Genomic DNA, 15,973 nt, shown 5'->3' on the forward strand with positions numbered 1-15,973 from the left:
TTCCTTGTTGACTGAGTAGCCGATGTAAAGGCTGCCGTTGTGATAGAACGCCTTGGGATAGCTGTAGCCCAGGGTTTTGTATCGGCCCTCGTAGCGTTGCGGGGGCAGCTGCTCTTTGGTGCGCAGTGTGATGGATTCGCTGAATGTCTTTCCGTCTTCTGAGAGCTGTAACACCAGTGGCCAGCGCTCTTTGTTGCCTGAGGAACAGCTCACCATATAGGCCGTGCCATCGGGCAGATTGCCGGCACACTGCTTGGTGCGACCATCAAGATAATCGGTCAGTGTGGGCTTGGTCCACGTCTCGCCGCGATCGGTGCTGTATGAGGCCAGCTTACGGAACGAACTGCTCTGGTCGCGAAACAGCATGACTAGCGTGCCGTCTGGGCGGATATACTGGCTGGGCTCAATCTCGCGCGATGTCTTGCCTTTGTCTTCGGCCTCAAAGCGGGCTTTCTGCCAGCCGCTCACGCCGTTGGCATCGTCGGTGTATACAGGGCAGATGTGCAAACCTGGCATGAAGTGGGCAGCACCCACCAGTCGGCCGTCTTTCAGCGTATAGGGGTCTTGCTCCAGCACACCCTGCATAGCGCTGCCATCGGCCATCCTGACGGATTGCAACTTGCTCCATGTCAGTCCGTCGGTAGAGGTCATATAATAGGTACGTCCGCCACGCGGCGTCAGGCCTTTCTTCCACAGGTCGATATAAGCCGTGAGCGTGCCGCCACGCACCAGCCAACCGCCCGATGTGCAGTAGTCGGAAGCCGATGGCACGGCCAGCTTCTGCGGACTAGCCCACGTCTTACCTCCATCGCTACTCCAGCTGTAGGCCACCCAAGTGTCGTCGGTATCCTCATCCTTGGGCGAGCTCTGCCACATGCAGTATAGCTTACCCTTAAATGCTGTCATCACCACGCCGTTGGTATAGTGGTCGGTCTCATCAGCCGCACGGAATATGGTGTAAGTCTTCACCTCGCCAGCCCACAGCAGCAGACTTGCGAATAGACAGAGAATTAACGTGTATGATCTTTTAGCCATTGCATTTGTTTGATACTAGTTTCTTTACTGGTCCAGTGCTCGTTGATGGGAGTGATGAGCGCATCTTTGGGCGCTGAAATGAGATTCCACACGATGTAGCTGGTTGTTGGTGGACAAACATTATCGTTATAACCCCATGTAAGATATACGGGGCACGTAATGCGACGTGCAAAATTCACCACATCGAAGTAGGCCATGGTCTTAACCTTATCGGCCGTAAGCATATTGCTGAGACGGTTGAAGTGTGGATAGCCGCCGGCACGGTTGTCGAGATAACCGGCCATATCTGCCAGTGCAGGATGATTGGCTACACAAGCCGACACACGAGGGTCAAGACCTGCGGTGATGAGCGACAGGGCTCCACCCTGGCTGCCACCCTGAACAAACACGTTCTTACTGTCCCACTCGGGTAGCGAGCAGAGGAAGTCGATGGCGCGAACGCAAGCCACATAGACGTGTTTCATATAATAGTTGTCGCGGCAGTCGAGACCGTTGGTAAGATAGCCGTTCTCGTAATCGAAAGCAGTAGTAATCTCCTTAAACTGCTCGTCGGTCATCTCTGGATTCAAACCATGAATCTCCATCTCCAAGCGGATAAAGCCGTTCTTAACGTAGTGGGTGTTTGCCATAGGCTCTTTGATAGTCTTGATGCCTGCGCCTGGAGGACAGAGCACCACGGGGTGCTTCTTATGGTCCTTGGGCTTGGTCAGATAACCATAGATGCTATGACGCTGATCGGTCTTTATCTTCAGCAGATAGCAATCAAATTCAGCAGTAGAATAGCTATCAACGTGCTTGCAACTGACGCTGACGGGCGTTTTGCGTGCCTCTTCGATATTGGCCTTCCAGAAAGCATCGAAATCAGCAGGGTTCTTGGTGTAAGGCTTCAGCTGCTCAGGCGAGAATCCTACCTTTACGTGGTGCTGGAACTTCTTGCCGCCAACCTCGGCCAAAAGTCGGAGGTCAAGGAATCCCGGTTTCTTCATGGTGCCCATATCTATAGTGGCACGTCCGTTTTTAAGGGTTGTCTTGCCTGTAGATGTGGCCGACATCATGTCGGGGGCAATCTCGTAAGCAACTTCTACATTCTGCGGAACACCATAGAGATAAAATCCAACCTCAACTTTGGCTTTCTCGCCAGTCTTATACAGCCAGTCAGCATGATTGGGTACCGTTGTCCACAGATAGTCTGAACGGTAGGGATAATTCTCGCGTCCCTGCGGTAGCGAGCGAGCAGAGCTCGAGCGCTCGGCTAGTGCCGAAATAGAGCAGATGATAGCGCAAACCAGCACTACGACCTTCATGAACCCTACAGAATTGTATCTATTCATTTATTAAGTAGTTTTATTGGGTGCAAAAATACGATTTTAAATTCACATAACAAAGAAAATCTCTTATTTTTCCTCTCTTTCAAAGCATCCATATTGGTTAACGGGCAGTTTCTTTCGATTGATGGTAACATAACCAATCGGTTTCTCTGCAGGTTGGAATATCAGCTCAGGATTCCATTTGTCGTCGCCGCTCATAACGGCTTCTATGGTATACTTCTCTGCTTCTTCGGCAGTTAGCGTGTTTTTGGCAGTACACCAGATGGTGTCTTTATTCTCGTCAAAGCGGTAATAACGGTTTATGCGCTTTGAGAGATCAAGCAGCTTGCCGTTTGCATCGGTTGTCTGATATTCGGCAAAAACAGAAGGCAGACCATTCATGGTGGGGCACCAACCTTCGGCAGGAATGGTAATATCGCTGCGGGTGTAGAGGAAAACCGTTTGAGGCTTGTGATGCCAAGGGCGACCAAGCAGGATACTTGTCTCGGCAGGATTGCCGTCGGCAGTCAATGTGCAATGATTGAACACATAGCCCCAGCGTGTTTCTGCACGATGCTTAGGCGCTACAATCCATCCGCCCGATTTGCGGTTAATCTTGATGGTACAGCGTTCCAGCCATGCATTGCCACTGCCATAGATAAAGTCTACTGCGCCCAGAATCAAACTGTTACTGACATAGTTGCGGCCATTGTCGCTTTCGGATGTACGGTATGTGTCCTGATAGCTCATGATGTTGCAGTGGTCTATAGCGATGCGATCGCCTTTGGCATAGAGCGCCAATGCCTGTGGCCCGTTTTCGGCCTCTACACCATAGGAATTGACGAACGAAATGCCCTGGAAGGTAATATCGCTGGCGTGTACTACAACGGTAGCGCCTTTGTCTACGGGAATAGCATCAGGGCCTCCGCTCTTTTTATTGTCGGTGATGAACACACGGTCGCGTCCTTCGCCTATCAGGCTCAATCGGCCTTTGTTCTGCGGTATGAAAACATGTTCTTTGTATGTACCTGCCTTAATATATATAAGGTGTTGGTTCAAGTTGTTTTCCGGAACAGCATCGATAGCAGCCTGAACAGTGGTGTAATCGCCACTGCCGTCGGCAGCTACAATGGCATGATAGATCTTACTGGCTGCGTTTACATTTGCAGCAGCAAATAGAAATAAACAAATACCTATTATCTTCTTTCTCATTTTTTTTGTTTTCTTTTTAAAAGGGGGAATACATCACGCATTCCCCCCTCTCTACGCATGTAACTAACTATAACTAACTAATTAATATATTACCTAAATCGTTTATTGTTCTTGGCGGAAACCATATCCGTTGGTGATATTTGAGGTTGTCAGCGTGTTGTATGTAAACGGAAGCAGGTAAATCGGTGGATTCTTTGCAGCATAGTCGGCATCGCTATAACCAGCCAGCAGTTTGGTGGCATACGAGTCTCTATATTTGTCCATATCAACAGCCCATGGCTTCTGTACATAACCTGCTGCTTCCAATGCTTGGGCTTCGGCACTGCCTGGGGCAATGTACTTAAACAAGCCCTTGATGGCTACGTTGGTTTCTGTAGCACCGGCAACTTTAGGATAGAGGCTTCCCCAATCATCATGCTGTCCGCGCCAGCTGGGATAGAGTACGGGATCATCCTCTTTACCTACAGGACACTGACCCGTGAGACGATAACCATACTGGCTGCGAGCGTCTACCATCTTAGTCCAGATATAGGCAGGCAACTGGTTGCCATTATCAAACTGAGCATAACCGTTGGCCACCACCTCGTCGATAATGCGGTTCATCTCTTTACGGTTCTCAACAGCAGCCTTTGGTAACTTTCCTGTACGGATGAGGTCGAAGCGACGAACACCTTCACCAACAAATTCAAAGGCACGTTCCTGAATAACAGCATCCCATACTGAGCCGCAGTCATTGATGTACTTATCAAAGTTAGTGTCGACACCGCCTACATAGTTACGATTGTGTACAATAGCCAGTGTTGATTTCGCAGCATTGTCTTCTCCTAGTGCTGCCTGAACCTCAGCGAGCATCAGGTAGATGTCGGAGATGCGCATGTAGCTTACATTGATACCAGAAGTACCATAGCTGTTTGTGTTAGGAGCTGGCAGACGGTTCCAATCCCATTTGTTGGTGGCAGGTCCGGCGCCGCAGCCCCAGTTCGAGCGCTCAAACGACTGGATATCCTCATGACCCTGACCGTCGCTACCCGTTACAGTGATGGAAGCATCGCGACGCAGATCCTTCGGGTTGAAAGCTCCGTAGTAGAACCAGGCCTGTACACGATCCTGACCACAGCCTACGCAAGGTGCATCGCCATTACCACCGCGCGATGGACGACCGATATATGCGGGACGATCGGAACCGTTGTTGTATTCCATAGGAATCTCGTAAACAGATTCATCTGCCAGTCCGTCTGTGATACCGCAATGCATCTGTTGGAAACAATACTGGAACGGATTGCCGTATTCACGACCATTTGCATCGTTAGTACGTGGGTCGGTAAGATGGAGTTCTATAGAACCATGATTATTTACAGCTGCCTGCAGATATTCCTTTGCAATCTGATAGATGTTGCGCCAGTCGCTACGACGGCCGTAGATGGCTTTGTTTTTCTCTACACTCCAGTCTTCGAATGTGATTTGCTTGCCGTCACCGTCTACATAGAAATCGGCACCAAGATCTGTTCTACGGGTTGTATAACCTGCATTATAGAGACACAAACGGCCAATCAATCCCTGAACATATGTACGGTTCATTACGTCTGCACGATGGCTGCTCTCACCCACACGGAACATGTGAGGCTCCACCTCGCGCAGCTTCTGGATATGATAGTCGGCAATGGCAAAGCGTGAGGTCAGTCCCTCGGCCTTTTCACCTGTCTTCAGAGCGTGAGGCACGTCGCCATACCATTTGAAGAGTTCCCAATAGCATGTGGCACGAAGTGCAACAGCCTGTCCGTATATATCCGACATATCATTAGGCTCTCCACTCATAATCTGCTCGAAGTCGCTTTTCTCCTCAAAGGCGTTGATGAGTGAGTTGCAGACTGCAATAGTTTGATAGAGCATACCAAACACTTCAGTGCCCTCACCAGAATTAATATTGTAGTTTTCTGTTCCACCTGGGTAGAAAGTCTTCTCCTGACATCCAGCACTACCTTCACTATATGTGTCCTGGGCATCCTCAATATCCGATCCCCATATAGGACACCAGAAATAGCCCACTGAGTGTACACTGCGGTTGTTCTGTAGTGTCTGGTAACCATAGTAAAGGGCAGCGCGTGCCGACTCTACATCGGAGAATACGAAATCCTTATCAACCACGCTAGGTGAAGTGGTCTCCAGATAATCGCTGCATCCTGTTGCAAGTAGCAGCATTCCCGCTGCAATTGCCTTGATTATATTATTTTTCATATCTATATTTTTCTAGATTCTTAATTGTTAAACTTGTAGTTAGAAATTGATGTTTGCACCGAAGGTGAATGTTCGTGCACGTGGGTAGGCGCCCCAGTCCATATTCAGTGTTGGCAGCACCTTCACGCTCTCAAGGAATCCTGTTCTACCTGTTGTGCTAGCATTAACCTCAGGATCAACGCCAGAGTAGCCTGTGATAGTGAAGAGATTACTTGCTGTAAGGTAGAGTCGCAAGTTGCTGATGCTTATCTTTTTCAGAATTGTCTTTGGTAAAGTGTAGCCAATGGTCAGTGTCTGCAGTCGCAGATATGCGCCACTCTCCAGGAATTCGTCGGTCACGATACCGTTCTGATGATAAGGAACCGCATATTTTGCACCTGCATTCAGACTTGTAAGCTCTGTGGGGTCGGTTACTGCATAGAGCTCGCCTGATGAGTTTACATTATAGATCTTGTAAGCTTCTGATATGAAAGCCAGTTTCTGTGCTGTCAGATCGTTGTATTCACCACCAGAGAGGTTCATCATGGCGTTGGCATTATATATCTTACCATCCAGTACATAGTTGAAGTTGGCACTGGCATCCCAGTTCTTATATTGCAGGTTCATCGAGAATCCTCCTGTGTGATGCGGCATTACCTCGCCCAGTTCTGTAGCGTCATCGAGTGTAACACGACCGTTTCCGTCAACATCTTCGAACTTGGCTGCACCGGGGAATGCTGACTGGCCTTGTGGAAGATTAAAGGGATTCATATAATTGGCAGAGATAGAGCGGTCGAAGTCGGCAACACCCTCTTTCAATATATATTGTCCGTTGACATAGTTGAAGTCATCAACTGTATAGAATCCCTTAGATTTGAATCCGCGTACAATACCAACCGACTTGCCTTCTACGAGCATATAATCGTTTACTGGCATCAGGGCCGATGATGCCCAGTAAGAAGAGTAGAGGTAGTTATCAGCATTTGTCAGTTCGTCAACCTTGTTCTTATTGTAGTTGTAGATGACACCTACGTTGAAGCGCAGATCCTTGGTGCGGATAATGTCAACATTAGCTGAGAGTTCGAAACCACGGTTTGATGTCTTTCCGAAGTTCTGATACTGATAGGTGTATCCGGTAGTGTTGTCGATAGGAACCAGCATCAACAGATCCTTGGTAGTATTCCAATAGAGTTCGATGCTACCGTTAATGCGCCCGTCCAGGAATCCGTAGTCGATACCGAGGTTGCGTGAGATGGTGGTTTCCCACTTCAGATCATTGTTGGCCAGCAGACCATCAGGCTGATAGAAGGGTGTCTTCTCACCGTTAATTGTTACCTTGTTATTGGCAGCACTGGTGGTTTTCCATGTTTCGCGCCAGAGGTTAGGGCTGATGTTGTCAGCACCTGATGTTCCATAAGATAGGCGTAGCTTCAGGTTAGAGAGCCAATCCTTTGTGCCAGCCATGAAAGGCTCCTCGCTGATGCGCCATCCGAATGCTGCTGCAGGGAAGTAACCCCAGCGGTTGTTGGGCGCGAATTTTGAACTGCCGTCAGCACGCATGGTTACGGTGAAGAGGTAACGGTCAAGCAAAGAGTAGTTGGCGCGACCGAAGTAAGAAACCGTACGTGTGGGAACAGCAATCGAGTTGATGGCCGAGAATGAGCGTGTGGCCGTATTGATCATACCGATGGCTGTGTCGTAGTCAAAGTTGTTGGGATATCCGTAGCCGCTCAGTTGAGTCGATTCCGAGTTGTTTGTAATCAACTCATGGCCCAACAGGAAATTCAGTGAGTGGTTCTTACCTAGAGCCAGATTGTAGTTCAGGGTGTTTAACCAGCGTAAGCCTGTACCTGTGCTGCGACTAAGTGTGGCACGTTTTTCAGCAGCATCGTTATAGCCGTTGTCATAATACTTACTGGTGCCGCTTGAGCGTGAGATAGAAATCTCTGTGCGTGCTGTTAGTCCGTTTACTATCTCCCACGATAGTGCACTGCTTCCGCGCAAGTTGCGCGAAACACTCTCGTTGGTAACACTTTCTACCAAGAGCAATGGGTTAGCATGATAGCTGTCGTCGATGTTCTTTACACCAAAGCTCAAACCTGATATTTCAGATACACTTACACCACCAAGTGGATTGTCGATAGGGCGGTATTTGTAAGCACCTGAAATCTCAGTGCCGCGTCCGTTTTGCAGTCCCTCCTGACCTTGTTTCGATGCTTCTGTGTAACGCAGGTCAAAGTCGAGGGTCAGATTGCTGAGCAACTGCTGCTGGAGTTTCAGCGATGCAGAGAATTTCTCTAAACCTGAACGTATTTTGATACCTTTATCATTAATATAGTTTACGTTAGCTACAAAATGTGTCTTATCTGTACCACCGCTTACGGCTACGTTATGGCTGTGTGTCCATGCCGTACGAAGCAGATCGTCGGTATAGTCGTGGGTACTCATATTTGCGTATTGTGCATAGTGATTGCCGTAGGCGCTGCCAAGACCGAAATATTTGGCAACAGCATCACCAACACCCTTTCCGCGTGAGGTACCGTAGCCCCAGTGGAATAACACGTAGTCCTGGGCACTCAGTGTTTCCAATGTCTTGGCAACTGATTTTGCCTGCACATATCCGTCGTAACTTACCTTTACCTTGCCGCCTTCTGCTTTCTTTGTTGTTACCAGTATGACACCGTTGGCACCGCGTGCACCATAGATAGCTGTAGACGATGCGTCTTTCAGTACATCAATGCTCTCGATTTCTGATGCAGGAATGTTACTGATGGTTGATACGGGGAAACCATCTACGATGAAGAGTGGGTCGTTGCTCTGGGTGATAGAACCGCCACCACGCACACGAATGGTAACATCTGCATCTGGGCGTCCGTCGCCCGATATGACGTTCACACCGGCCAGCTTTCCCTGTAAGGCTTGTGCTACGTTGTTGACAGGAACTGCTGCCAGGTCATCGCCTTTTACAGATGCTACGGCTCCTGTCAGGTCTTTACGTTTCACGCTACCATAACCAATAACAACTACCTCGTCCAGACCGATGTTGTCTTCCTTCATCTCTACGTTTACGGTCGATTTGTTTCCTACGTTCTGTTCCGCCTCGCTGAAACCGATATAGTTGAACAGAAGAACGGATTTTTCGTTAGGTACGGTGATTGAGTAATTACCGTTTACGTCGGTTATTACTCCTGTGTTGTTAGTACCTTTAATAGTTACACTTACACCGATGAGTGGTTCATGACTACCATCGGTTACTTTGCCCTTGACGGTCTTTGACTGGGCTGTAGCTCCCTGAGCTGCCAGCAATGTGACTGCCATTAACAAAGTCCTAGCTGCAAACTGCTTAAACTTTTTCATTTTGTTTTTGTTAATTTTAAGAATTTGGTTATTATTATGTCGTTTAAAATTTGACGCAGCAAAAGTATAATCCTATTTATGAATTGTAGCGCAATATCAATTCAAAACGGGTGTAAAATTGCGTCAAGGGTGGAATTTGATATAAAATTCCACCCTTGTTGACACAAATTTACTCTTTTCGGTATGTTTTAATGTTGATTCCTGTATTCAGTAGGCGTCATGCCCATCTCGGTCTTGAAGCATTTGCCAAAGTATTTGGGATCGGTAAAGCCGCAGTTATAGGCTACATCGTAAACCGAGCAGCCTGCTTCCAGCATCTGGCAAGCCTTGCGTATGCGGGCTTCATGGATGAAGTCGAGTGGAGTAACGCCAAGCAGCGACTTCATCTTGCGATTCAGTCCTGATCGGCTGGTGGCTGTGGCATCGGCCATATCGCCAATGTTGATATCAGAGTCGCCAATATGCTCTTCGATAAACTTCATGGCACGCTGCATGAAGGCCTCGTCTTCCGGTTTCATTTCAGGCTTGGTGGCAGCAGTACCCTGTTGTCTCTTGTTGCTTTGTGGTGCATTATTGGCATTAAGCAGTGCCAGATATGCCTCGTGCAGTTCGCGCTGACGGCGGTTCAAGGTCTTGATGTATCGGCGAGTGCGCAGAATTGCCCATATAAATGCTGCGAACAGCAGGGTGTAAAGCAATTGTGCCCATCTTGTTTCCCAGAAGGTTGGCTTTACTATGATGGTCATGGTGCGAATATTGTCTACCCATACGCCATCGCTGTTGGTAGAACGTATCTGTAGCTGATAGGTTCCTGGTTTCAGATCCAGGAATGTTGCCGAATGGTCTTTGCCGATGTGATTCCATGGTTCATCACCATCGCCGAATCTGAAGGCGTAGAGAATCTGATTGTCTGCCGAATAGTCGAGTGCGGCAAAACGTAGGGTGATATCTCTTTCTTTTGGCGACAAAATTAAGGTGTCGAGCGCATTCGCGGCACAATTTGGTTGCCCATTCTCTATCGACAGACTGGTGAGTGCTATCGGTGGTACGAAAGTGCTCTTCTGTATTTCCGAAAGCCTGATGGTGAATGCACCATCCTGCAAACCGAAGATAGTTCTGCCGTCGGGCAATATTGTCGGGGTGGCATCCGAGAAACGCAGTCTGTCTTTCCAGAAGAAAGCTTCGTAGTTCTGAGCATCATCAGAATCGGGCTTAAGCATGATGAGTTGGTTGTTGCTAACCACTAACAGCTGGTTGCCATAGGGGATGGCCGATAGCGCTACGTCGGATGGCAGACCTGTAGACGTGTTGAAATGTCGGAACTCTAACTGGTCGGCAGTAAGATCTTGGGTGATGATTTGGTTTACACCGCCACTCTCCGTGCATACGTACAACCTGTGCTTATTGTCTTCGGCCACATACATGGTAGCCTCGTTACTGAGGCTGTTTTTGCGGTGCGCATCCTTTGTATGGCGTTTAAAGGTAATGTTTCTGGTTTTGGTAGATGTAATGTCGGCAATCATTAAGCCTGTGGTGGTGGCAAGCAGCATCTTGCCTTCTTTGGTTATGAATATCTGACGTGCCCTCTGCGCAATATCTTTGGGGTATTTCAGAACATTATTCTTATTCAGAAAACTTATTTCTTTCTGGTGAGGCTTTTCTATACAGTTCAGTCCGCCGTTAAAAGATGCTATCCATAGACGTCCCTGGCGGTCTTCCTTTATATCGAAAACAGAATTGTCGCTCAGCGAGTAGCTGTTATCTGCTTTGTGCTGAAAACTCTCAATGTGGAAAGTGCCGTTAGGTTGTTCCTCTAACTTATAGAGTCCGTTAAATCTGCTTCCTAACCAGAATACACCCTTGGTGTCTTGTGTCATGGTGTATACGGCCTCCTTAAATGAGGTGTATTGTGAGTGCAGATTTCCGTCTTGTCCCAGATAGCCTAACATGCGGTTGTCGGCACTAAATAATCTGATGGTGGCGTCGTCTTTGCTCGTTATCCAATAGCGTTTCTTATTGTCTATATAGAATGATCTTATTTGTGATGTTTTTTCTTGCGGAAAATAGTTATAGGCTTTTTTGTGGAATGCCAGTTTGTAGGCTCCATAATGGCTGCATAGCCATACATTGCCGTTCCTGTCGGTAGTGTTATACTGAACCTCCGGCATCTGTTCGCCTGCTGCCCAGTATGGTATCTCCTGTCCGCTTTTTGCGTCAAGATATGTCAATGAGCCGTTAGTGCCTATTTTCCATTTTGTGTGATAATGGTCTTCATATATATAATAAGGTGCACCTTCGCCTTCTCTACCTTTCTTCTGCCTATCGTCAAATATGCTTTTATATTCCGCTTTCTGCTTATCGGCTATGGTGCGGAACTGGCAGGTCTTGACATCGAATATAAAAGGTACACCTTCTACCTGGCATAGCAGATTTCCGTCGTCCATCAGCACCATGTCCTGAATACGATCTGATGCCATGTCGATGCCGTCGCCTACTCTCGATTTGAAACATACAAACTCGTAGCCGTCGTAGCGGTTCAGTCCATTCCATGTGGCAAACCACATCATTCCCTGATTGTCCTGAACAATCTGGGTGACATACCATTGCGCCATACCGCTGAACTCATCGTAGTGAGTAACGGTACATTGCGATTGGGCGCAGAGCGTTTTTACCCATCCCGTTAGCAAGCAGATTGCTATAAAAACATTTTTTCGCATATTAATAGTTGGCGGTTCTGGTTGCAAAGGTACTACTTTTTTTCAGATTAAGAAATAAAACCTCTAAAAATATAGTGATATTTTTGTCCTTTTGATTTGAGATGAAAGAAAATCCTTCTTTGTCATATGCATTTTGTTTTTCCTACGGATTTTACGAATTTTACTGATTTTGTTCCCCCTTCGGCTGTCATCTCGAGCCCCATACCTTGTCATCTCGAGCGTAGTCGAGCGCTCGGCTTTGCCGCTTGGCTTGTCCAAGAAATCTCCTCGAATGCCGTAAAGATCTCTCCATGCGCTACGCTTAGTCGAGATGACAGAGGGGGCTGTGGTTTAATCGTAGGTTACGTCGTCATCATCGCCGCCACCGCCGCCGGTGTTACCACCTCCTGAGGTGTTTCCACCACCGCTGGTGTTGCCGCACTGGTTCTGATTCTGACTACCACCCTGCTCACCGTTCTGGTTGCCGCTCTCGGGGTCTTCGATGTCGCCGCTGTCGCCAGAGGTTACGCGCTTCAGCACGTTGCCATCCTCGTCAAGACAGGTAATCTGGATTGAGGTATTCTTCAGCTCTTCCTTCACCTCAGTGTTAGGAGTGAAGATGATACGACGCACACTGATCAGACCGGTCTTTACATCCTCCAGGTTCTCTACCGCCTTAGAGCGAACACCGAAACGCATGGTTCCCAGTCTGGGCAGCGGAACCGAGTGACCCTCGGTGGCCCAGGTACGGGACACTCATGCCCAGCGTATTTAGTTTACTTGATTTCCTCGTATTCTAATTTCCAATTACATAAATATACTTCTTCCGGAATGGTTGTTCCACTATAATCTCTTATTGTATGTGTGGAGCGTTTCACTTCTGTCACAATTCCATCTTTTATTGCGTATTCATAGTCATCATACTGATAACACTCTAGCGACCCATTTGTTTCATCATGTACACTTGCATCTTTTGGATAGAAATAAGTGATGCGGCTCACTTTCTTGGGCAGATACATTGTTCTTTTTCCGAAATATCCCTGCCATTCCAGTATATCATCACAATGAGATGTGATGAATGGAATACTGTTTGGTATAGTGGTATAAGTATACTCAAATATTGCCCCCCAAGTCACTTTCGTCATATTCTCGCCGTTCCATTCGAACTTTATATCCTCACTTCCGCCTGTCATTCTGCCTTCGTTGTCGTAATAGTAATCTATTATTTCAGGCATTCTGTTTACCCTTTCCTGTCTTACGATGCGTCCACCGCTAAGAGTGCATTCGTATAAATACAAGCCGTTGTCGACTGTTATCTTGTCGTTAGCATATGTATAGGTATTGGTATAGCACTTATCGTCTTGGTATCGGTCCCACTTTACTACTCTGCCAGCGTTGTCATAGCTAAATCTGTCTTGATAGCTATAATCCGATGCGTTGTATTGTATTGAAACCAGACGCCAGTTATGTCGTTCCTCGATACTGTCGTCACTGCTACTACAAGATGAAAGTGTGATTGCTGTAATCAGCAAAGCAAAACTGCGAAAAAGATTATTCTGTATCATTTCGATAGGTTTTCTTTTATATGTAAGAATTAATTAGTTACTGCAAAGGTACGGCAAAAAAAACATTTCGCCAAATAAATCACTAAAAAAATATCACAAGCGTTGATTGCTTGCGATACTTTAGGTTTAGGTTCAGACGCCTACACACGATGTGGCGCCAAGTGCTGTCAATACTGCCGATGCTATCGATGCGATAAGCTGGACGATGAATTTGATGGTTTTTCTTTTCATATTTTTTTTTAGTCCGACTATGTTGTTTTGTTGTTAGCGCGGGCGTAACCTTATAATAATCAAATAGTTAATTATGATAACAACAAAACAATAACACGGGACTAAAATAGTTTTTTTTCGAGAGAATCCCAGTGAAGTGTATTTATCTCAAGACCTACCATAATCTCTAGAAATGCTTTTGTACACAGGGGCTGAGACATGGTAGGTCTTGTGTTGAGACCTACCATAGACTTACCATAGACCTACCATGCAAAAATAGGGGGAAATTAACATTAACAGAATTTAAGAAAATAATAACGGAAAATATTTGTAACCGCAAAATTAAAGCTGTACCTTTGCACGCCGGAAATGAAAACACGCACGCAGGATTACTAGCTAGCGGTATGAAAAGTGCATGCGATCTTAACCACATTTATTAATAACTGAGAATACTTAAATAATGGAAGAAATGAAAGTTAACGGAGAGACCCTTGCGGCCTCTCAGAAGGATGCGCTCGTCATCGAGCAGTACCTTAGTGAGAATTATCTGTTTCGCAGAAACGTGCTTAACAGGAAGGTGGAGTTTGTTGACATCAGGGTTACAACCATTGACGGTAAACCTGTGTGGAAAGCCCTTACTCAAGAGGAAATCCTGAGTATCGTGATTCGTGCTAAGCGCGAACATGTGATGGATAAGGGCAATCCTAAAACGGAAATTATGGAGTACGTCCAGTCAGCCGAAGTCGTAGCCTACAACCCAATTGCAGATTTCCTGAATAATCTGCCCCAATGGGATGGTCAGAACCACGTAGGCAAGCTTTTGAACCGCATTCCTGGCCTCAGCACGGAGATGCACAACTATCTTGCCATCTGGCTTAGGGCTATGGTGGCCCATTGGTTGCAGAAGGATATGCTGCACGGAAACGAATGCGTACCTATGTTTATAGGCTCGCAGGGATGCGGAAAGACTACCTTTGTGCGTCGCCTTCTGCCTCCTTTTCTGCGTTGTTTTTATCTGGACCACTTCAACGTAACCAACAAGTTTGATAGAGATATGGCCCTGTCGGATTGTCTGGTGGTTAATCTCGACGAGGTTGATGTCTATACGCGTCGCCAATGGACAGCCCTGAAACAGATCCTGTCGTTGAATAAGGTTAATGGTCGACCTGTTTTTGGTCGAACCCAGCAGGATCGACTTCGTTTTGCATCGTTCGTAGCTACTACCAACAATCATCATCCTCTTCAGGATGCCACAGGTAGCCGTCGATTCCTCTGCTTCACCATCCCTGATGGCGAGATGATCGACAATGAGGGCGAGATTGACTACGAGCAGCTTTATGCTCAGCTGGTTTACGAGCTTAATGTACTGAACGAGCCTTATTGGTACAGCAATTCCGAAGTGGCACGTATTCAGGAACTTAACATGGAGTATATGGACCAGAAGGACATAGCCGACATCGTTAAGACCTGTCTGCGCAAGCCCAAAGAGGGCGAGGCGGTTAAGAAGATGAGCTGTTCTGAGATTCTCTCTTTGATTCAGCAGGATTTCCCATCAATCAGGAACACCCATAGTAATAAGGTGTGCTTGGGTAATGCCCTGCTCGAACTTGGCTACGAATTCAAGAAACACTCGAATGTGTCGGTATACAATGTGGTTCCGCTCAAGGCTGCCTGATGGTAGGTCTATGGTAGGTCTGTGGTAGGTCTCACGCCAAGACCTACCATGCCGCAGGCCCTGTGTACAAGGGCGTTTCGAGAGATTATGGTAAGTGTGATATAAAAAAAGAGAAACTATGAATAAGATTAATTACAACGAAGTTCCTTATGGATTTATGCATTGTCTTGAGGCTGATTGCCCCATGGCTAGTCATTGTTTGCGCCAGATGGCGATGCAAGCTGTTCCCAAAAATCAGATAAGTGTTCCGATCATTAATCCGCAGCTCCCTGAGCCATCAGAGAATTGCAAGTACTATCGCAGCGATGAACCTCAGGTTTATGGCCGTGGGTTCACCAATATGCAGAAGCAGATGCTACCTAGTCAATATGATACCTTCCGCTATCGACTGATAGGCAAGTTTGGACGTAACCCCTACTTTGATCGTCGCAAGGGGGCAAGGCTTTGCTCACCAAGCGAAATCAAAGTGGTGAAATCGGCGCTAAAAGAAATAGGCCTCGAACACTTGGAATTCGATGCCTATGAGAAGCATCTCTGCTGGTTCGACTAATTCTTTTATCAGTCATCTTTACCCAGGATTGGAGTCCTCTGCCTAGAGGACTCCAGTCCTTTAGTAGGAGGACTCGAGTCCTTTAGGCAGAGGATTAATCATTATGCTATTTGTACGCGGTTATAAACTCTATCTTACTTTTAATCATCATT

Annotated in this window: 10 protein-coding genes and 1 pseudogene; 2 read left to right on the plus strand and 9 right to left on the minus strand. The window is 47.0% G+C overall.

Annotated elements, in window-relative coordinates; all coding sequences use genetic code 11:
* Window positions 1-36: 36 nt before the first annotated feature.
* From BUB86_RS17950 to BUB86_RS17580, 9 genes and pseudogenes are all read right to left on the minus strand, one after another.
* Window positions 37-1,035: pseudogene (locus BUB86_RS17950) on the minus strand (sialidase family protein); the annotation flags it as partial.
* The gene (gene axe7A / locus BUB86_RS05965) at window positions 1,011-2,366 is read right to left on the minus strand and encodes an acetyl esterase Axe7A (protein ID WP_254795107.1); all 1,356 of its coding nucleotides are present in this window, start codon (window positions 2,364-2,366) and stop codon (window positions 1,011-1,013) included. The pseudogene BUB86_RS17950 and the gene axe7A, both read right to left, overlap by 25 nt.
* A gap of 63 nt (window positions 2,367-2,429) precedes the next feature.
* Window positions 2,430-3,554: a pectinesterase family protein gene (locus BUB86_RS05970; RefSeq protein WP_073206928.1), complete on the minus strand. Its 1,125-nt coding sequence runs from the start codon at window positions 3,552-3,554 to the stop codon at window positions 2,430-2,432.
* Window positions 3,555-3,656: 102 nt separating this feature from the next.
* Window positions 3,657-5,789 (minus strand): RagB/SusD family nutrient uptake outer membrane protein, encoded by a 2,133-nt coding sequence (locus BUB86_RS05975; RefSeq protein WP_073206929.1) that lies wholly within the window; start codon window positions 5,787-5,789, stop codon window positions 3,657-3,659.
* Window positions 5,790-5,828: 39 nt separating this feature from the next.
* Window positions 5,829-9,125, minus strand: coding sequence for a SusC/RagA family TonB-linked outer membrane protein (locus tag BUB86_RS05980; protein WP_073206930.1), 3,297 nt, complete (start codon window positions 9,123-9,125; stop codon window positions 5,829-5,831).
* A gap of 188 nt (window positions 9,126-9,313) precedes the next feature.
* Window positions 9,314-11,842 carry a helix-turn-helix domain-containing protein gene (locus BUB86_RS05985; protein ID WP_073206931.1) on the minus strand — a complete coding sequence of 843 codons (2,529 nt, stop codon included), beginning with the start codon at window positions 11,840-11,842 and terminating at the stop codon, window positions 9,314-9,316.
* A gap of 330 nt (window positions 11,843-12,172) precedes the next feature.
* Entirely contained in the window at window positions 12,173-12,577 is a 405-nt protein-coding gene (locus BUB86_RS05990) for a hypothetical protein (RefSeq protein WP_317041755.1), read from the minus strand.
* A 20-nt stretch (window positions 12,578-12,597) separates the two neighbouring features.
* Entirely contained in the window at window positions 12,598-13,386 is a 789-nt protein-coding gene (locus BUB86_RS05995) for a hypothetical protein (RefSeq protein ID WP_073206932.1), read from the minus strand.
* Window positions 13,387-13,518: 132 nt separating this feature from the next.
* The gene (locus BUB86_RS17580; protein WP_175549422.1) at window positions 13,519-13,617 is read right to left on the minus strand and encodes a smalltalk protein; all 99 of its coding nucleotides are present in this window, start codon (window positions 13,615-13,617) and stop codon (window positions 13,519-13,521) included.
* Window positions 13,618-14,065: 448 nt separating this feature from the next.
* On the opposite strand from BUB86_RS17580, the gene BUB86_RS06000 reads away from it, so the two are divergent.
* Entirely contained in the window at window positions 14,066-15,271 is a 1,206-nt protein-coding gene (locus tag BUB86_RS06000) for a VapE domain-containing protein (RefSeq protein ID WP_254795108.1), read from the plus strand.
* A gap of 118 nt (window positions 15,272-15,389) precedes the next feature.
* Complete coding sequence (locus tag BUB86_RS06005; protein ID WP_073206935.1) at window positions 15,390-15,821, plus strand: DUF6078 family protein; 432 nt, start codon at window positions 15,390-15,392, stop codon at window positions 15,819-15,821.
* Window positions 15,822-15,973 lie beyond the last annotated feature (152 nt).

It is taken from the genome of Xylanibacter ruminicola, from assembly GCF_900142525.1.
Taxonomy (GTDB): Bacteria; Bacteroidota; Bacteroidia; order Bacteroidales; family Bacteroidaceae; genus Prevotella; species Prevotella ruminicola_A.